General features: G+C 50.8%; 18 protein-coding genes and 1 pseudogene. 8 read left to right on the forward strand and 11 right to left on the reverse strand.

The genetic code is table 11. The features are described from left to right. Positions 1 to 37 precede the first annotated feature (37 nt). On the reverse strand, positions 38 to 385 hold the full coding sequence (locus N037_RS01565; RefSeq protein WP_032638470.1) for a DUF1304 domain-containing protein: 348 nt from the start codon (positions 383 to 385) through the stop codon (positions 38 to 40). Positions 386 to 462: 77 nt separating this feature from the next. After that, complete coding sequence (icd, locus tag N037_RS01570) at positions 463 to 1,713, reverse strand: NADP-dependent isocitrate dehydrogenase (protein WP_003857898.1); 1,251 nt, start codon at positions 1,711 to 1,713, stop codon at positions 463 to 465. A 117-nt stretch (positions 1,714 to 1,830) separates the two neighbouring features. On the opposite strand from icd, the gene rluE reads away from it, so the two are divergent. The 7 genes and pseudogenes from rluE (at position 1,831) to N037_RS01605 (ending at position 8,244) form a co-directional block, all read left to right on the forward strand. Beyond that, positions 1,831 to 2,484 carry a 23S rRNA pseudouridine(2457) synthase RluE gene (gene rluE, locus N037_RS01575; RefSeq protein ID WP_032638472.1) on the forward strand — a complete coding sequence of 218 codons (654 nt, stop codon included), beginning with the start codon at positions 1,831 to 1,833 and terminating at the stop codon, positions 2,482 to 2,484. Between the two features lie 9 nt (positions 2,485 to 2,493). Next, complete coding sequence (locus N037_RS01580) at positions 2,494 to 2,967, forward strand: NUDIX hydrolase (RefSeq protein ID WP_032638474.1); 474 nt, start codon at positions 2,494 to 2,496, stop codon at positions 2,965 to 2,967. Between the two features lie 40 nt (positions 2,968 to 3,007). Continuing rightward, entirely contained in the window at positions 3,008 to 4,120 is a 1,113-nt protein-coding gene (gene mnmA / locus N037_RS01585; protein ID WP_032638477.1) for a tRNA 2-thiouridine(34) synthase MnmA, read from the forward strand. Between the two features lie 27 nt (positions 4,121 to 4,147). Further along, positions 4,148 to 4,777 carry a high frequency lysogenization protein HflD gene (gene hflD, locus N037_RS01590; protein ID WP_013097081.1) on the forward strand — a complete coding sequence of 210 codons (630 nt, stop codon included), beginning with the start codon at positions 4,148 to 4,150 and terminating at the stop codon, positions 4,775 to 4,777. Positions 4,778 to 4,796: 19 nt separating this feature from the next. Next, positions 4,797 to 6,167: an adenylosuccinate lyase gene (gene purB / locus N037_RS01595; RefSeq protein WP_008500757.1), complete on the forward strand. Its 1,371-nt coding sequence runs from the start codon at positions 4,797 to 4,799 to the stop codon at positions 6,165 to 6,167. Positions 6,168 to 6,559: 392 nt separating this feature from the next. Then, positions 6,560 to 7,234, forward strand: a pseudogene (locus tag N037_RS01600) (SOS response-associated peptidase). A 230-nt stretch (positions 7,235 to 7,464) separates the two neighbouring features. Next, positions 7,465 to 8,244 (forward strand): hypothetical protein, encoded by a 780-nt coding sequence (locus N037_RS01605; protein WP_032638479.1) that lies wholly within the window; start codon positions 7,465 to 7,467, stop codon positions 8,242 to 8,244. 330 nt (positions 8,245 to 8,574) lie between these two features. Here the strand turns inward: N037_RS01605 and N037_RS01610 are convergent, their stop codons facing one another. The 4 genes from N037_RS01610 to N037_RS01625 all read right to left on the reverse strand — a co-directional run bounded on the left by N037_RS01610 (position 8,575) and on the right by N037_RS01625 (position 13,225). Then, positions 8,575 to 9,849 carry a hypothetical protein gene (locus N037_RS01610; RefSeq protein ID WP_032638480.1) on the reverse strand — a complete coding sequence of 425 codons (1,275 nt, stop codon included), beginning with the start codon at positions 9,847 to 9,849 and terminating at the stop codon, positions 8,575 to 8,577. A gap of 229 nt (positions 9,850 to 10,078) precedes the next feature. Then, positions 10,079 to 11,347: a Y-family DNA polymerase gene (locus N037_RS01615; RefSeq protein WP_032638482.1), complete on the reverse strand. Its 1,269-nt coding sequence runs from the start codon at positions 11,345 to 11,347 to the stop codon at positions 10,079 to 10,081. 2 nt (positions 11,348 to 11,349) lie between these two features. Then, a complete protein-coding gene (locus tag N037_RS01620; RefSeq protein ID WP_028013554.1) occupies positions 11,350 to 11,769 on the reverse strand; it encodes a translesion error-prone DNA polymerase V autoproteolytic subunit in 420 nt (139 codons plus the stop codon). A gap of 196 nt (positions 11,770 to 11,965) precedes the next feature. After that, a complete protein-coding gene (locus tag N037_RS01625) occupies positions 11,966 to 13,225 on the reverse strand; it encodes a phage tail fiber protein (RefSeq protein ID WP_032638485.1) in 1,260 nt (419 codons plus the stop codon). A gap of 126 nt (positions 13,226 to 13,351) precedes the next feature. Here N037_RS01625 and N037_RS01630 point away from each other — a divergent pair, with 126 nt between their 5' ends. After that, a complete protein-coding gene (locus tag N037_RS01630) occupies positions 13,352 to 13,714 on the forward strand; it encodes a hypothetical protein (protein WP_050511207.1) in 363 nt (120 codons plus the stop codon). Here the strand turns inward: N037_RS01630 and N037_RS01635 are convergent. Genes N037_RS01635 through N037_RS01655 form a run of 5 tightly spaced genes read right to left on the reverse strand, consistent with a single transcriptional unit; the run spans position 13,679 to position 19,557 of the window. After that, on the reverse strand, positions 13,679 to 14,320 hold the full coding sequence (locus tag N037_RS01635) for a hypothetical protein (protein ID WP_032638489.1): 642 nt from the start codon (positions 14,318 to 14,320) through the stop codon (positions 13,679 to 13,681). The genes N037_RS01630 and N037_RS01635 overlap by 36 nt on opposite strands. Next, positions 14,317 to 14,619 (reverse strand): hypothetical protein, encoded by a 303-nt coding sequence (locus tag N037_RS01640; protein WP_032638492.1) that lies wholly within the window; start codon positions 14,617 to 14,619, stop codon positions 14,317 to 14,319. The genes N037_RS01635 and N037_RS01640 overlap by 4 nt, the downstream gene beginning before the upstream one ends. After that, positions 14,613 to 18,185 (reverse strand): host specificity protein J, encoded by a 3,573-nt coding sequence (locus N037_RS01645; protein WP_032638495.1) that lies wholly within the window; start codon positions 18,183 to 18,185, stop codon positions 14,613 to 14,615. Before N037_RS01645 ends, N037_RS01640 begins: the two co-directional genes overlap by 7 nt. 42 nt (positions 18,186 to 18,227) lie before the next feature. Beyond that, positions 18,228 to 18,845: a tail assembly protein gene (locus N037_RS01650; protein ID WP_032638497.1), complete on the reverse strand. Its 618-nt coding sequence runs from the start codon at positions 18,843 to 18,845 to the stop codon at positions 18,228 to 18,230. Continuing rightward, on the reverse strand, positions 18,838 to 19,557 hold the full coding sequence (locus N037_RS01655) for a C40 family peptidase (RefSeq protein WP_032638499.1): 720 nt from the start codon (positions 19,555 to 19,557) through the stop codon (positions 18,838 to 18,840). Before N037_RS01655 ends, N037_RS01650 begins: the two co-directional genes overlap by 8 nt.

The following is a 19,557-nucleotide window of genomic DNA, read 5'->3' on the forward strand; positions in this document are numbered from 1 at the left end:
AGTATATCGGAGGCGTTATCTCAACCAAAGCATTGCTTCAGAGAAGTAACGCAAGCAGCGCAGCGAGTGCGGGCGCGGCCTGTACATACAAAATTTTTCGGCTGGCGGTGGCTGCGCCAAAGAGCCCGGCGATCAGTACGCAGGCCAGGAAGAAGATGGCCACCTGAATACCCTTTTCGCCGAGCCAGAGGCTCCAGAGCAGACCGGCCGCCAGAAAACCGTTATACAGCCCCTGATTCGCGGCCAGCACGCGGGTTTCGCGCGCAAAGTCGGGACGCAGATTAAAGGCCTTATGCCCTGTTTTGGTGTTCCACAGGAACATTTCCAGCACAAGAATGTAGAGATGGATGAGTGCAACGACAGCGATAAGGACGGTGGCTAACATCGTGTTGTCTCCCGCAGGCAGAGGCAAAAAAAACGGGAACCCTCAGGCCCCCGCTCTTGTTTAACCCAGAATCTGGATTACATGTTCGCGATAATCGCGTCGCCAAACTCTGAGCATTTCAGCAGTTTAGCGCCTTCCATCAGACGTTCGAAGTCATAGGTGACGGTTTTCGCGTTGATCGCGCCTTCCATACCTTTAACGATCAGGTCTGCGGCTTCGAACCATTCCATGTGGCGCAGCATCATTTCTGCGGACAGGATGATAGAACCTGGGTTCACTTTGTCCTGACCGGCATATTTTGGTGCAGTACCGTGGGTCGCTTCGAACAGCGCGCACTCGTCGCCGATGTTCGCGCCAGGGGCGATACCGATACCGCCAACCTGCGCTGCCAGGGCGTCAGAGATGTAGTCACCGTTCAGGTTCATACAGGCGATTACGTCGTATTCAGCAGGACGCAGCAGGATCTGCTGCAGGAACGCATCGGCGATGACATCTTTAATGATGATCTCTTTGCCGGTGTTCGGGTTCTTGATCTTCTGCCATGGGCCGCCGTCGATCAGCTCACCGCCGAACTCTTCGGTCGCCAACTGGTAGCCCCAGTCTTTGAACGCGCCTTCGGTGAACTTCATGATGTTGCCTTTGTGAACCAGGGTCACAGAGTCGCGGTCGTTGGTGATCGCATATTCGATCGCCGCACGCACCAGACGCTTGGTCCCTTCTTCAGAGCACGGCTTAATGCCGATGCCGCAATGCTCAGGGAAGCGAATTTTCTTCACGCCCATCTCTTCGCGCAGGAATTTAATCACTTTTTCTGCGTCAGCAGAGTCCGCTTTCCATTCGATACCCGCGTAGATGTCTTCTGAGTTTTCGCGGAAGATAACCATATCGGTCAGTTCAGGGTGCTTAACCGGGCTTGGGGTGCCCTGATAGTAACGAACCGGACGCAGACACACGTACAGGTCCAGCTCCTGACGCAGCGCCACGTTCAGGGAACGGATACCGCCGCCAACTGGCGTCGTCAGTGGGCCTTTAATAGCAACGCGGTAGTCGCGGATCAGGTCCAGCGTTTCTGCTGGCAGCCAGACGTCCTGGCCATAAACTTGAGTAGATTTCTCACCGGTGTAAATTTCCATCCAGGAAATTTTACGCTCGCCTTTGTAGGCTTTCTCAACAGCGGCATCAACCACTTTCAGCATTGCCGGGGTAACGTCTACACCGATACCGTCACCTTCGATGAACGGGATAATCGGATTGTGAGGAACGTTAATCTTGCCGTTTTGCAGGGTGATCTTTTTACCTTCCGCCGGAACAACTACTTTGCTTTCCATTAACCTCTCCTTCGAGCGCTTCTGGTTGTTACTGATCTTATGTTAATAAATTGTAATGAGCCCTTCGATAGTACCTGATTGTCCTGCGCCATGAAAGGTCTTCGTTATTAGGCTATAATGCGGCAATTGATAACGCCTGAAAATACCATGAAGAAAACTTCTTTTACAAAACACCGGGTTGAGCGATTCAGCTCGCGACAAGCCGCCAGAAGACCGCAGGAAACCCAGCCGAAGCGGGTTATTTTGTTCAATAAACCCTACGATGTTTTGCCGCAGTTTACCGACGAGGCCGGGCGCAGCACGCTGAAGGACTACATCCCCGTTCAGGGCGTCTACGCAGCCGGGCGTCTGGACCGCGACAGCGAAGGCCTTCTGGTCTTAACCAACGACGGCGCTTTACAGGCGAAGCTCACGCAGCCCGGGAAACGCACCGGGAAAATTTACTTCGTCCAGGTGGAAGGCGAGCCGGATGACGCGACGCTGGCAGCGCTACGCAGCGGCGTGACGTTGAACGACGGCCCAACCCTGCCCGCAGGTATTGAGCGCGTGAATGAACCCGAGTGGCTGTGGCCGCGCAACCCGCCGATTCGCGAGCGCAAATCCATTCCGACAAGCTGGCTCAAAATTACCCTTTATGAAGGCCGTAACCGCCAGGTTCGCCGCATGACCGCGCACGTCGGCTTCCCTACCCTGCGTCTGATTCGCTACGCCATGGGCAGCTACACCCTGGACACGCTGGCAAACGGCGAATGGCGCGACGTCACCCCTTAAGGAGTCACTATGTTTAAACCTCATGTCACGGTTGCCTGCGTGGTCCACGCCCGGGGTAAATTCCTTGTTGTCGAAGAGAGCATTAACGGCAAAGCGCTGTGGAACCAGCCTGCCGGACACCTTGAAGCCAATGAAACCCTGCTGCAGGCAGCAAAACGCGAGCTGTGGGAAGAGACCGGCATTCACGCTGAGCCTCAGCACTTCATCCGCATGCACCAGTGGATCGCACCTGACCACACCCCGTTCCTGCGCTTTTTATTTGCCGTTGAGCTTAGCGAAACGTGCGCCACAGAGCCGCAGGATGACGATATCGACCGCTGTCTGTGGGTCACTGCCGACGAGATCCTGAACGCGCCAAACCTGCGCTCGCCGCTGGTTGCGGAAAGCATTCGCTGCTGGCAGTCAGGCGCACGCCTGCCGCTGGACGTTATCGGCGCATTTAACTGGCCGTTTACAGAGGGTGCCAATGGTGGGGGGGCGTGATAGAATACGCCGCCTTGAAGTTCAATGTCGTGAGTATTCCATGTCAGATAACAGCCAGAAAAAAGTGATCGTCGGCATGTCCGGCGGTGTCGATTCCTCCGTTTCCGCCTACCTGTTACAGCAACAGGGCTATAAGGTGGAGGGCCTGTTCATGAAGAACTGGGAGGAAGATGATGGCGAGGAATACTGCACCGCCGCAGCGGATCTCGCCGACGCGCAGGCCGTATGCGATAAGCTCGGCATTGAACTGCACACCGTTAATTTTGCCGCAGAATACTGGGATAACGTTTTTGAACTCTTCCTGGAAGAGTACAAAGCGGGCCGTACGCCGAACCCGGATATTCTGTGCAACAAAGAGATCAAATTTAAGGCCTTCCTGGAATTCGCCGCGGAAGATTTGGGCGCAGACTATATTGCGACCGGTCACTACGTGCGTCGCGCAGACGTGAATGGCAAAAGCCAGCTGCTGCGCGGTCTGGACGGCAACAAAGATCAAAGCTACTTCCTCTATACGCTGAGCCACGAGCAAATCGCCCAGAGCCTGTTCCCGGTCGGCGAGCTGGAAAAGCCGCAGGTACGTAAAATCGCCGAAGAGCTGGACCTGATCACCGCGAAGAAAAAAGACTCTACCGGTATCTGCTTCATCGGCGAGCGCAAATTCCGCGATTTCCTCGGACGTTACCTGCCCGCACAGCCGGGTAAAATTGTCACCGTCGACGGGGAAGAGATTGGCCAGCATCAGGGGCTGATGTACCACACGCTCGGCCAGCGCAAAGGCCTGGGTATTGGCGGGACCAAAGAAGGTAGCGAAGATCCATGGTATGTTGTCGACAAAGACGTCGAAAACAATATTCTGGTTGTTGCCCAGGGCCACGATCATCCGCGCCTGATGTCCGTTGGCCTTATCGCGCAGCAGCTGCACTGGGTCGATCGTGAGCCGCTGAAAGGCACGCTGCGCTGCACGGTGAAAACCCGCTACCGCCAGACCGATATTCCTTGCACCATTACCGGGCTTGATGACGATCGCATTGACGTGCGTTTCGACGAGCCGGTTGCCGCCGTCACCCCGGGTCAGTCCGCTGTCTTCTACAGCGGTGAGATCTGCCTGGGCGGCGGGATCATTGAACAGCGCCTGCCGCTGCCTGCTGTTTAATACGATTGCACACATAAAGGAGACCGTGTGGCGAAGAACTACTATGACATCACCCTGGCGCTGGCGGGAATTTGCCAGTCAGCCCGTCTGGTGCAACAGCTGGCACATCAGGGTCATTGCGACGCTGACGCCCTGCACGTTTCACTGAACAGCGTTATCGATCTCAACCCCGGCTCGACCCTGGGTGTATTCGGTGGCAGTGAAACCAATCTTCGTCTCGGTCTTGAAACCCTGCTTGGCGTGCTTAACGCCAGCAGCCGTCAGGGATTAAACGCGGAGCTGACCCGCTACACGTTGAGCCTGATGGTGCTGGAGCGTAAGCTGAGCGCAGCAAAAGGCGCGCTGAATACTCTCGGCGATCGCATTGCCGGGTTACAGCGTCAGCTCGATCATTTTGACCTGCAGTCCGAAACGCTGCTCAGCGCCATGGCCGGCATTTATGTTGACGTCATCAGCCCGCTGGGCCCGCGTATTCAGGTCACCGGCTCCCCTGCCGTACTGCAAAGCCCGCAGGTACAGGCAAAAGTGCGCGCGTCCCTGCTGGCAGGGATCCGCGCCGCCGTGCTGTGGCACCAGGTTGGCGGTGGCCGCCTGCAGTTAATGTTTTCTCGTAATCGCCTGACCACTCAGGCAAAACAAATTCTTGCTCATTGTTAACCTCCCGGAGTTGCGAATTATGGAATTATCCTCACTGACCGCCGTATCCCCTGTCGATGGACGCTACGGCGATAAAGTCAGCGCGCTGCGCGGGATCTTCAGCGAATATGGTTTGCTGAAGTTCCGTGTTCAGGTTGAAGTACGCTGGCTGCAAAAGCTGGCCGCCCAGGCAGCAATCAAGGAAGTTCCTGCTTTTGACGAAAAGGCAAACGATTACCTTGATAAAATCGTTGCCGAGTTTAGCGAACAAGACGCCGCGCGCATTAAAACCATTGAACGCACCACCAACCACGACGTGAAAGCGGTTGAGTACTTCCTGAAAGAGAAAGTGGAAAGCGTTCCTGCGCTGCACGCCGTGTCTGAGTTCATTCACTTCGCCTGTACCTCTGAAGACATCAACAACCTGTCTCATGCGCTGATGCTCTCTACCGCGCGCAAAGAGGTGGTCCTGCCTTACTGGCGTAAAATCATCGACGCGGTAAAAGCGCTGTCCGTGGAATACCGCGACATTCCGCTGCTCTCCCGTACCCACGGTCAGCCAGCCACCCCATCCACGATGGGTAAAGAGATGGCCAACGTCGCGTACCGTATGGAGCGCCAGTATCGTCAGCTGGAGCAGGTTGAAATTCTGGGCAAAATCAACGGCGCGGTCGGTAACTATAACGCCCACATCGCCGCTTACCCGGAAGTGGACTGGCACCAGTTCAGCGAAGAGTTCGTGACCTCTCTGGGCATTCAGTGGAACCCGTACACCACCCAGATTGAGCCGCACGACTATATCGCCGAACTGTTTGACTGCATCGCGCGCTTCAACACCATCCTGATCGACTTCGATCGTGACGTGTGGGGCTACATCGCCCTGAACCACTTCAAGCAGAAAACCATCGCCGGTGAAATCGGCTCTTCTACCATGCCGCACAAAGTCAACCCAATCGACTTCGAAAACTCCGAAGGCAATCTGGGCCTGGCGAACGCCGTGCTGCAGCATATGGCGAGCAAACTGCCGGTATCCCGCTGGCAGCGCGACCTGACCGACTCCACCGTACTGCGTAACCTGGGCGTGGGCATTGGCTACGCGCTGATCGCGTATCAGTCCACCCTGAAAGGCGTGAGCAAACTGGAAGTGAACCGCGACCGTCTGCTGGACGAGCTGGATCACAACTGGGAAGTGCTGGCGGAGCCAATCCAGACCGTGATGCGCCGTTACGGCATCGAAAAACCGTACGAGAAGCTGAAAGAGCTGACCCGCGGCAAACGCGTTGACGCCGAAGGCATGAAGCAGTTTATCGACGGTCTGGCGCTGCCGGAAGAAGAGAAAACGCGCCTGAAGGCGATGACCCCGGCGAACTACATTGGCCGCGCCATCACCATGGTTGACGAGCTGAAATAACGCCCCTCTCCCCCTTTTCGCCCGAAAAGGGGGATGCTTTTCCCCGGTTTACTCAATGTTTATCCCCACAACAACATAATCAGCGTTAGACTGTTTGGTAGAAATCACACTCACCATGAAATCAGTAACTTAGTTATTAATCAGCGACTTACAGAAACTACTGTGTGGACTTTATCGGACAATATAGGTCGTTTTAACGCCCCAAAATATGCCCCAGGCTCAATTTTGCCCCCAAATTTGCCCCCAAAACTGGCACTTTTGCGTAGCTCCTATCGATTTACGCCTCTCTTACTCCTCAGCATAATCGCCTCGAATCCGTTTGTAAGACTTAACCAGCGCGCGCTACTTTTTCTCCCTGCCCTACACTTTCAGTCTAATGACTGGAGGTTTCTATGTGTGGACGTTTTGCACAAGCCCAAACCCGTGAAGAATATCTGGCTTACCTAGCCGATGAAGCCGATCGCGACATTGCCTATGACCCGGAGCCTATTGGCCGGTACAACGTCGCACCCGGCACCAAAGTGCTGCTGTTGAGCGAACGCGACGAACAGTTTCATCTCGACCCGGTCCTTTGGTCATACGCGCTTGGATGGTGGGATAAAGCACCACTGATAAATGCCCGCCTCGAGACAGCGGCCAACAGCAGGATGTTCAAGTCTCTCTGACAGCATGGCCGGGCAATCTGCTTTGCTGATGGATGGTTCGAGTGGAAGAAGGAAGGTGACAATAAGCAGCCATATTTCATTCACCGGGAAGACGGTCAGCCGATATTTATGGCTACGATCGGCAGTACGCCATTCGAACGTGGCGATGAAGCAGAAGGTTTCCTGATAGTGACGTCTGCAGCTGACAAAGGACTGGTCGACATTCACGAACGTAGGCCACTGGTTCTGTCGCCTGAAGCGGCCCGGGAGTGGATGCGCCAAGATATAAGCAAGAAAGAAGCTGAGGATATAGCCGCAGACGGTGCTGCGCGGGCCGACAAGTTTATCTGGCACGCCGTGTCGCGCGACGTGGACAATGTGAAGAACCAGGGTCCGGAGATAATCGAGGCATCACAATCGTAAGGGCAAAAGAGAAATGTCACGTCTGAAATGAGCGAGTAATTGACTTCGATTTAAATGAATTATAAGGCTTCAAATGTTACTGGCACAAATTTCTAAGATGCATACAGTCATACTAAATGTTTAAACAAGGTTCTGGACTATGGCTAACCCATCAGTTAAGTTTGTTTCCAATCCGTCGCTTCCCCCTATCAGGCGCCACTTTTTTCAGTATTATGTTTTAAGGATAATTCATGAGTAATGGAGCACAATCACTTCTTAGTCAATTATTAATTGCCATAATCTCTATATCTTTAGGGTCATTTCTTTTTGCTGGGATTCTAGAGAGTTACAAAAAAGACCAAAGTCTTCAGGAGGAGCTCATAAAGGATTACTTCAGGCCAATGATGGAATTACAAAGTTCTTGTGCATCTTCACATAATGAACTATTCCTAAAGTATGGGGAATTATCTGGTTCTTATCAGCTCATGTCTAATGAAATAGTACATATGACAATGACCCCTGATTCAAAATTAGGCCAACATTATGAAGCTCTCCCAATGTCTATTATTAAAGCAAATACAGAGTTAAAAAAAGGAGTTGAAGAGCTTGAAATAACAGTAAAAAAATGCAAGACCGATTTATTCCTCAAGTACGAAGAGCTTGCATTAGTTACTGGTTCATATCCAGAGTTTAAGAGCTTAGCGAAAAATTATACAAGTGCGATTAACACCATCTATTCAGAAAGACAAAAAAAAGCCAAGGAAAACACAAAAAATATAGACCCTAATCAACTAATGCCATTGATGCGGAAATTTATTGCTATGGATCCATCCACCAATGCAAACAAATCCATGCTTGTCAATGAAATGGATAATATATCTAAACTAACAACGCAGCATAGTTTGATAATGGCAGAGTATGAGGAGTTAATTTTTAAAGAAGATAATGATTTATTTCTAAGTCTTCATGATCTTTTTGCAATAAAAATTAGTGACAAGTATTCGAGTGGATTTATTAGTTGGATATTTTAAAAAATTATAACCCATAAGATGCGACGCTTACTATGTAGAACGCGTAAATCTGAGAAGGTTAACAATGTGTTAGGTAATATCCGCTTATGACACAAAGCGGACGACCTGCTGTATCCCGAAGGGCTGCAATGCGCGAAAAGCGGAAATTCACACATTTTCATCAGAACCAAATTATGTATTATGCGTATTGCTATACTTTAATAACAGAAGGATCACCTTATACTAACTCATATATAATCTGATAGCTTTGGTGATGAAGTGTTATTTCATCACGCAATTTGCATATCAGAACGACCAAGGTCATTTAAAAAACAATTTTAGCTTATCAAATCACCTTATATCCTCGAAGTATTCTCTGACCAAGTCTTTTTTATTCATACTTTCATAAACCATAAGAAAAAGTACATTCATGTTTTGATATTTATAATTTATCGGGATTTTTGCATTATCTATTTTAAACGTTTTTATTTTATGTTCTCCTTTGACTGCTGGATCATCTAAACGTTTAAAATAAGTGTCCACATCATAAACTATATACTCATGATCAATATGACTAATTACATCACTTCCATTTTTTTTTGTTACTTCTAAGTGTACTAAGTTAGTCACAACATTTAGTTCTTTATCATAAAATGTGTCTTCTAGAGTTTCCTCAAAGGTTATAGAGAACTTATTTTCTTCTTTCACCACAGTAACCCAAACATTATCATTTTGGGCATTAATATCATAGAAACGAGATAAGTCAGGTAGCCGGTCCAAATCGAACGAAAACTTCTGTCCATACATTCTTTCTTCAAGCGAGATAAGTTGATTCTTAACTGAATCAATTTTAAATGAAATATCTTGAATGTAGCCTTTTGCAATTAGGTCTTTGAATAAATCTATAAGGTTTTTATTCTTACTGTCGATAATAAGATAGGTACCATTATTATTTTCATCAGAGATATAAGGAAATACATCCTTGGTAATATATTGATTATCATGGTCAATTTTAAAAAGCTCGTACCTGCATAAATAGTTGTGACCATACAAGTCTTTTATTTTCTCTTTTACTTCATCAGATACCATTAAGGATTTGTAATCAAAATTATTTTTTTCATATTCGCGCATATACTTATCGAGCAACAACTTAATAATTCTATAGTAAACGGCGTTTTCTTGTAGACTTTCATAGGAAAGAGCTTTTGCATAGATTAATTTATAAAATATTGACGTTTCCCCTATACAGTTGAAGCTATCAAATGCTTCTTTTTTATAATTACCAATGAAATCTTCAACGCTATTAATATGGAGGGCAGCGTTTGCGCGTTCTATTTCAGGCTTATAAAACAAATATGCTCTTACATATTCCTCATTGGTGAGGGCGCTATTTTCTAGTTTATTCCTTATGCTTTGAATTTTATTCGTGCATTCGAATTTAACTTGATCAATTAAATCACCTTCAATTTCACTGGGGTTTGTTTTTATATATTCAGTAAGTTGTAGGAGGTCATTGTCCTGCAATAATACACACTCTGAACAAAAATCAAAATCAGTAACAGACGCTTGGAGGCCATCAATTAAGGATTTCTGCTTTAACCTCAACGATTCTAAATAATACTTCACAGGAAACACCTCCATAACCTATAGGGTTCACAATATACTTAATTTTTTCGCTAAAATCAATTATAGTTATGTGTCTTCTTGAGTGATTAAATTTAAATAGTCTTTCCTTTAATATGAACAAATCGCATAAGATGATATATTAGATCAGGCTGATTATTTATTTAAGATACTCTTAGTTATGTGAGCGCTGTCCGTTCTTGCACAAAGTGGACCACAACGTTAGGAAAATTTATCGGACTCTTAGCAGATCTGAATATCTTGTCGTATATCGAGGCGACAGCATTTCTCGCTTCATTTGCCACTGTTGCTGAATGCCCTGCCCGGCAAAGTAGAGCGTTCCTCTGCCGTCTCTGGCATTGAGTTGATCAAGAACCTCCATCAGTTTATCACTATCGGGCCGTTGCGCGTTTTCATCGAACAAGTTGAGCTGGGCTACCCCCTGACTGAAGAAATCACCCAGCATAATGCCGGCTTTCTGGTACCTGTGGCCATCCTTCCAGATTTTGTCCAGGCACTTTACAGCTGCGTTAATGATGTCTCGGGAATCTTGTGTTGGGGTGAGAAGCTTCATTGACGCGCTATTACCGTAATACGGCTCGTTAAGCGCAAAGGGAGAGGTTTTCACGAACGCAGAGATAAAGCGGCAGTACTGATGTTCACTCCGCAGTTTTTCAGCACCACGGGCGGCATAGCTGCAGATAGCCTGGCGCATCTGTTCGTACTCGGTAACGCGTTCACCGAAAGACCTGCTGCAGACAATTTCCTGCTTAGCTGGTGCAAACTCCTCTAGATCCAGACATGGTTCGCCGCGCAGCTCCCGGACAGTTCGCTCCAGGACGACATTGAAGTGCTTTCGAATAATCCACGTACTCTGCTCTGAGAGGTCGAGAGCCGTTTTGATGCCCATGGCGTTCAGCTTCTTACTGATGCGCCTGCCGACGCCCCAGACGTCCTCCACCGGAACCAGAGCAAGCAGTCGGCGCTGGCGATCGAGATTGGATAGGTCCACTACCCCGCCCGTTTGCCGCTGCCATTTTTTAGCGGCATGGTTTGCGAGCTTCGCCAGTGTCTTTGTCTGGGCAATGCCAACACCGACCGTCAGGTGCGTACGCTTCAAAACTGTAGCGCGGATCTCTTTCCCGAAGTCTGTCAGGTCACGACAATTTCGAACACCAGTCAGGTCACAAAAAGCTTCATCGATACTGTAAATTTCGACGCGGGGGCTCATTTCCTCCAACGTTGTCATCACCCGGTTGGACATGTCAGCATAGAGCTCGTAATTACTGCTGAAGCAAACAACACCAGCGCGCCGGAATAGATCCTTTTGCTTAAAGAAAGGCTCTCCCATGGTAATTCCGGCGGCTTTGGCCTCGGCGCTGCGTGCGATTACGCAGCCGTCATTATTCGAGAGAACAACCACTGGCCGCCCTTTCAAATCGGGCCGAAACACCGTCTCGCATGATGCGTAGAAAGAATTCACATCACAGAGCGCAAACATATTCAGCTCGCAGATTTAACGATGAAAGTCACGACACCGAAAACATCAAGCGTGTCCTCGCTACCGACAATAATCGGCGAGTAAGCGCTGTTCATAGGATTGAGCTGCACGGTCGGGCGCAACTGCAGGCGCTTAACAGTGAACTCCCCTTCCACCGCGGCGATGACAATGTCACCATGCTCAGCAGTGCGTGAGCTGTCCACCACCAGCAGATCACCGTCGCTGATCCCGGCTTCGATCATTGAATCACCCGCGGCTTTAACGAAGTATGTTGAGCTCGGGTGAGCAACAAGTAACTCATTGAGATCGATACGCTGTTCAACGTAATCAGCCGCGGGGCTTGGGAAACCACACTGTACTAAGTCACTGAAAAGCGGAAGAGCGATAATTTCTCGCAGTTCTGTTGGCCTGATGAATTCCATTGCACACACCTCGAATACTGTTTTTATATACAGTAGTTTTATTTGTAAGTGTCCGCAAGATACAGGCCCTACCGTCACTGCTTAAAGCTTCGCCGTTTCGTTTCTAAGTTTCTCTCTCGTTTCGAATTATGAGTTTTGTAAATTTTATACTCGTAACCATTCCTGAACAGATTTAAACCAGTATTGAAACGGCCCCTTATTCACCTTCATCTGCAGTCATGGCCAACTCCGCCGCGATAATTCTTTGGTTGTGCAGAGAATCGACTGGCATTTCGACACGGACGGACAAAAACTGGTCGCGGGGAATATCGACCGGCTCCCCCTCGCTAATACCCTGTATTTCGTTCCTGGCGAATGCAGGCGCGCCAGGATGTGTTCGATGATAGGTTTTTACCAGCACAGAACCATCAGCATTTACTTCATAATCCAGCCAGATGAGAGGCTGTTTGTTCCTGTCAGTTGGGATATCAAAACCGCCATCAATGCCGCCCCAGGCAGCATCAGAGTTAAGCCCCTCACACCCTTCAACCAGATATTCACCGATGCCCAGACGGGTTACAGTGCAGCCATCTGATTCATCATTAGTCTGGTATGATCCATCCGAAAACACATTAACCACAGGCGATGCTGCTTTGAGCGTGCCATCGCTGGCTCTGGTGGTATTGCCCGTGGTGTAAGCCTCATGATATGACCAGGACGAGCCACTGTAATATGAGAACCAGGTTCTCCTGAGTGAATACGACTGGTGAATACGGGTTGGCCTGTTCCCTCTGTTAATGGTCAAAGTTGTCAGATCCGCTGAAACACCAATTTCAGAGTACCCATCCCCTGCAGAACCATAAAATCCTGATGGGGTACTCCCATCTTGTAAGCGGATACTTGCTCCGCTAGGAAATACAGCCCCCACACCAAAATCACCAACGGAAAGCATATCCCCGGAGGTACTGTAGGCGTTCCTCGTGGCGCTACTTCCCAACTCGAGGTTTGTGCGAGCGTCTTCCACCTTCGTTGCGCCGGTACCACCCTGGTTAACCGGCAGGGCTCCGTTGCTCCCCTTCTGCGCCAGTTTCCCGATGCCAGGGATCGTTACAGCAGTGCCGTTGATGGTTACGGTAATGCTCTGGTTCGCTGAGGTAGTAGCGAACGTCTCCCATGCGCCAATATTCTCGTCATACTCTTTGATGAGCTGCGACATGGCCTGAGCCAGCCCATCGACCGAGATATTGTCTGATACCAGAATGCCGTACTTCTGACCGCTGAGCGTCGGGGATGCCGCAGGCGTGACCGTCATTGACGTGGCGCTGTTCACGGATGAAATCTGGAACAGCTGCACCGGGTTAGACATCACGATAATCGTCTGGCCTGCGCGAACTTGGCTGGCGGGAGCCGTCCAGTTTGTGCCAGTACCGGTTGCGGTATTTCCGTTAATTGCGATGGTGCCGGTGTTATAAAGCATAAACTACCTCACGATAATAACGATCGTTAAAAGCGATCAATCATTTAAAATTGATCGCTCATATCAATCTGACTATTTTTTAAACTCAAATAAAATGGAAGTTCCCGCATAAACAGGAATGTTGAAATGAAACTTTTATTTGCTGCTGCGCTTTTGCTGTTGGCTGGATGTACGAACAAACACACAGATAACGCATTCCAGATGGACTATCCCGTTGATGCCGCTCGTTTATCGCTGGGTGGCGATATTCACGTTAATATCGACTGTGCCACCAGAGAGGTGGAAGTTATTTCAGACAGCAGCAATGGAATATTCAGCCGCCATATTAATAAACGGCTGAGTAATATTTGCTATAAAAAAACAGATAAATTTGATGTTATTTATCGCTTTAATTCAGCAAAGGGCGTGAAACAAGATATGATTGCGACTCATTATCCTCGCGTTCCTCCCGTGTCAAATTCCAACAAACTGAGCGATGGGGATTCTTAAGCCCCGCCCCTGAAACGTCTGGCTCCAGTTGCGCTGATTATTTGAAATGTATCTACCCTGCAGCTGCGAGCCAGTCCATTTGAGCACCACACCTGAATACCCGACAACCGTACCATCATCGCTGAGATTACCTGGGCAGTTGTTTACCAGAATCCAGGGGTTGAAGCCTAAACTGACTGAAAAGGTATTGTTCTGCAGGTCATAGTTCGCTGGTACATCAAAAAAACCAACTACTCTCGGCATCTTAGAGGCTGATGCAGCACTCCAGATAAGGCTGCCGGCACTATCAAACACATCGAGATAGCCGCTCTGGATGCCAATATTTCGCGCAGTCCGGATCATGCTACCAGCATTATCTTCAAGCATATCAGCACCAGGAAAACCGTATTTGTTCGTGCCCAGCTGCAGCCACCTTAAACGGCCGTCATTCCAGAATGACTGCTGCGTAAAGCCGAGCGTACTGCCATCACCAAACGGACTGTTAACGCGATAAGTGCCTTTGTCTGTTACGGCCCCCAACGCGCGCTGATCGTAAAACAGGGTCGACCTGTTTTGCGAGTCCACCAGCAGTTTCCCGGCGCTGTTGTAAACTTCGAATCCGCTCATTGAAAGTTATAAACCTCAACATTGAGAGTGATTGCGGCGCTTCCACCCGTGGGGAGATAGTAGAGAGTAAAGCCGCCGTTATAAGCGCGGCAAAAATACTCGTTTACAGTCACGCCAGTTGAAACGATTGTGACAAACGTCCCGTCCTGCGTTGCGCCAGAAAAAGCGACATTTTTTGACGTATCTCCTGAAGCAAGCGAAACAGTTGCGCTTCCCATGTAACGGATCGCGTAATCGCTTAAATCCACAGCAACCCGCCCTGCACTATCCCAGCATTGCAAACCCTGTGGCATTACCATAACCCCATTCTGACGCGCAGCACGTTGTTGCTGTCGTAAATGCGAATGAGGGTGCTGGATATCAGCATCCTCCCGCCCCCGGCCACGCCGTTAATTTCGAACGTTCCCCCCTTATCGAGCTTCCAGCCTGCAGAACCAGCCACATAGTTATTCGACTGGATATAGTTGCCGATTTTGGCGTTCTCAATGGTGCCGTCCTGGATGAAGCTGGCCCGGATGAATGTCTGCCCGTTCTGGATCACGAACGGCAAGGCCACGCTGTTACCGGCCGCCGTGGTGACTGCGAAGCGATCTGCCAGGAAGATAACCTGCGACTGCATGCCGGATGGCGTATTCTCAACGCCGATCCCCATCCCCGCGGCGTAATACTGACCGTTGCTGGAGACACCAACCTTGATGTTGTACATCGCGCTGAGGTCGCCGTTTACGTTCGCTATGGCCTGAGCGTTGGTGGTGATGGCTGAGGTATGCCCGTTCACCGTCGCCGTGATGCTGTTTACCTGCGTGGCCATAGCCTGCTGGTAATCGGAGAACGTCTGGTTCAGGCTGTTGATGGATGCCTTGTTGCCGTTAACGTCCGTCTGCAGGCTCAGCAGCGAGCGCGCCGTTGCCTCCCTGTCGTTGACAATCACTTCATCAATGCGGTCCAGATTCGCGCTGTTGCCGGCGACCGATGCAGAAAGGGTTTTACGCGTGGCCACCTGAGCGAGGTTGGCCTGGATTATCGCAATTGCAGAGTTCTTCACCCCGCCCGTCATGCCGTCCATAGAAACGCTGATGTTGTCGATTCGCTGGCCCAGGGCGGTATCAGCCGTCGCAACGGTCTGCTCAAGCTGACTGAGTGAAGACGAAACATTCCCGACAGTGCTGGAAATCTCATTAACGCTGGTCTGAACCTTCCCGACGTCCTGGGCATTTTTGGCGATATCTTTCGCTTGCTGCTCCAGTTCGTCGTTGGCCTGTTTGATATCGTTAGCCATGCCAGCAATTTTTTCGTTGCTGTCCACCGCGTTCTCGATCAGGTCTTTGAAAGTTTCCGACTCTTTCATATCCTCCAGAATGTCATTGGTTATTTCGCTGACATCTATCGAGGACGTGCCCATGACCCAGTCGGTCCAGTCCCCGGCGTTACCGATACGGTCAATCAGGCGCGCGCGGTACCACTGGCGAACGCCGGCAGGCATGGGGCCATGCTGATAATCTGCAGCCGGGTACGGCACCAGGACCAGCAGTTCAGGATTGGCGTAGTCGGCAGTTGTGGCGCGCTGTATCTCTGTATAGGCCGTGTCGCCTGAGCCATCCGGAAATTTCCAGGTCAGGTCGATATGCCAGACCACATCTTCGGTCGCCAGGAAGTTGAGCGGAGTACCCGGTTTTCCCGTTTTACCGGAGAGATAAGTTGTTTCACCGTATCCCCATGGTGACGACGTATCCTGCGCATTCAGCGCCCGGACGCGCACGTCATAGCTGCCGGAATAAATGCCCTGAACCGAGAAACCCTGCGCGCTGGTAACCGGAACGTTTATCCAGTCTCCGTTGTCCTTACGCCACTGAGCAACATACCGGATTGCGCCCTCTACCTTATCCCATGACACGTCCAGGCTTGCTACAGTCAGCCCCTGAGACACATGATCGCTCTCAGTCACCACGATATTCTTCGGAGCAGACAGGACGCTTATCGGCGTGACGGTGATCGGGGGCGACTCGACCCGAACGCCGTCATCGATGTAACGATATTTGTTTGGATCGTGCTGAACGGCCGTAATAGTGAAACCACCTGTGCTGTCGTCGTTAGCCGCGATTGAGGTGACCCTGAAGTACTGTATTGCGAGGTTATCACTGTCTATCGCCCAGACAGCGCCCGCAACAGGAACCTGACTGAATGCCGTAGCCACCGTCACCGTTATTTTATCGGCGCTCACCGCGCTGATTGTCCGCGTCTGGGCTTTTCCATCTGGCAGGTTAACCACCAGCCGGTCTTTCGCCGCGTAGTCTATTTCTCGATCCAGCGTAATCTGGCGGCCGTTGACCGCCACTATGCGGCCACCGTTCTCCTTGCCGGAACGGAAAGGATCGGCGACACCGATAATTTCAGCGGGAAGAGGGATGTAACCGTCCAGCCCCACGCCAAACGATACGGTCCCGTCTTTGGCATTGGAGAGCAATACCCAGCGACCGCGTCGGTGCGCTTCACTTTGCGAGGTGCAGCCGATTGCGGTCAGGGACGTCTGCCGGACGTCGTAACGTTCTACAAGCGCCGAATCGTAGACCCCCTCAACGGTATCGCTGTAATGGTTCTGCGGATCGGACCAGGACACCAGGCAGGAGCTGTAGCGATTCTTGTATGAGCCACCCGCATAAGTAAACAGCCCATCGATCACGTTTGAGGCGTTATAAACCCAGTCAACATCGTCCTGCGGGACGTCTGCCTGGACATAAATCTGATCGTTGCCCCAGAACGTTATTCCACGAAATACCGCAGCGAGATCGTTAAGTACCTGCCAGGCGTCCTCCTGGCTCTGAATGAAAACGTTGCAGGTGAAACGCGGTTCGGTGCCACCGGCCCCGTCGGAAACCATTTCGTCACAGTACTGGGCGATTGAATACAGCGCCCACTTATCCACCATGGACGCATCCACGCGCGTGCCCATGCCGTAAATTTCATCCAGAACCAGATCGTAAAAGATCCAGGCAGGGTTATTGGACCAGGCCATTTTGAACCCGCCGGACCATGAACCAGAATAGGTTCGGATTATCGGATCGTAATTATCCGGAACCTTAATCAGCTTGCCTTTTATCTTACAGGTCACTTTCGGCGCGCTACCGTTGAACTGGCTGCTGTCCACTTCGACATACAGGAGCGCGGTTAAAGGATAACGAAGCTTGCTGTCGATGACTTCCGCATACGAAAACACCTTGAAGGCGTTAACCAGTTTCGAATTTGATCCGCTGGCATCAGCCGTAATACGCCTGACCCTGACAGACCAGCCGGACGTGGATTTTGGCAGATCGATACGGTGGTCACGCTGATATTCCGTCGTGGTCTTTCCGTCAAACTTGCCGTTTACAACCGTTTTCCAGGCGCCGCCGTCCGTTGATAAATCGATAGCATACTCGGTAACCGTGCCCACCATATCGCCGTTATCTTTATAGAGATACTGGACCGGAAGGCTGAGCTTGATGCGGATGGCATCCAGGGAAAGGTTGGTAAACTGGCGCGTCCAGGGCGCGGTGGTGGTGACAGTTGTGCCCACCGCCAGTTCGTTATCGACCTGGGGCATCCCGGCAATATAGGTCTGGTCCTGTGTGCCCTTGCGGAACTCCCATTTCACGCCGCTGAAGTTATATTCCCCGCTGTCGTTTGCCAGCGGCGTATCGTTGAGAAAAATGTTCTGAGCGGTCAGGTCGCCCTGTATTTCCCCCTCAGAAACGGCAATGAGCATTTTTAACTTTGCGACCGATAGCAGATCGTCTGGCTGCTCAACCGGAGTATGGGAACTGCCACCTCCCCCTTTGGCACCCTGCAGGATGGTTTCTTGTTTAAGAAGCTGCATTTTTTCACCCATAAAAAAAGATGCCGAAGCACCTTTAAGTTAGTGGCCGCTGGCCTACTGCTGATCGCTCGAGTACATACCGGCGCTGACTATCGCTCCCCCTGCCTCGATCAGACCGTAGGCCAGGGGGACAGGATGCCCCATAGCGACCGTATTGACCGGCGCCCCGAAGGCGTAGTTAGGCGTGTTGTCAGTGCTGGAGGATTTACCCGCGCCGAAGGATGGCTGGGGCGTGAGCATCTGGACAACGCCACCCAGCATCATTGACACCCCGACCCCGGTCAAAATTGACGTGGCGCTGATGGCTGTTGCACTCATCGCAGCCCCCCAGGCTGCCATACTCGCACCGGCGGTAAAGAATGCAGCGACCAGCGCAACGGCACCGACAACTATCTGCAGGACGCCCGAATTTTTGGCCCCCTCATAAACAGGCACGATCCGGTACACGCTTCCACCGCGGGTCATATCAAACTCTTCCAGCCCGATATTGTTGTCACCGTTATAAAAGGCGAAACGGATCCCCTTCATATGAGCTTCCGACATATATTTTTTGAATCCGGGAACCTGTGAACACATGGCCCTGAGCATTTCGCGCAGGTCGGCAACATCAAACTGAACGCGTTTACCGAATTTTTTAGCCATTTTCCCTTCGAGAATAAGCGTCTTAACCATGCATTCGGTCCTTATGCCTGACCACCCGGACCGTTCTGTCGCGATAATATTTTCCATAAGGCGTTCGCGAAGAAAGATGCCCGAACAGATGATGGAGAATGATGTTGTCACCCACATATACCGCGGCGTGATTAGTCACCGATGCCTGCACACTCATCATGATGATGTCACCGGGCTGCATTGCACCGGCGGCAATCTCAACGAATCCCTCGCGCTCCCAGTTGTCGTCGTAGAGCCGCTCCTTGCCACTCTCCCACCATTCGTAAGGTACCGAATGGTCCCCGAGAACAATGCCGTATTCGCGCAGATAATATTCACGGATTAACGACCAGCAGTCCGCGTAACCCAGCACCCACTGCCGCCCGGCATAATCCCGGTCTTCACGCGGTGAGATCGTACAAAAGTCCCCGTCCGGCCAAGACATGATCCCCCACTCAATACCCGACCAGTCGCACTGGATCCGGTCCAGCTCTGAGGGCACCAGCCGAACCACATCCGGATGGGAATGAATGAGCATGATGATCTCACCGCGCGCGCGGGCAGCGAGCTGGTCTTCCGGGGAGAGCGTGAATGTCTCCTCGGGTTTATCGGCAATGTTGCGGCAGGGAATATAGATTTGCTGCTGGCCTGACTGAACAATCAGGCCGCAGGCTTCTTTGGGGTATTCAGCAGCGACGTGCTGACGGATAGCATCCAGCAATTTTTCACGCAT

Source organism: Enterobacter sp. EGD-HP1, from assembly GCF_000733275.2.
In the GTDB taxonomy this organism is placed as follows: Bacteria; Pseudomonadota; Gammaproteobacteria; order Enterobacterales; family Enterobacteriaceae; genus Enterobacter.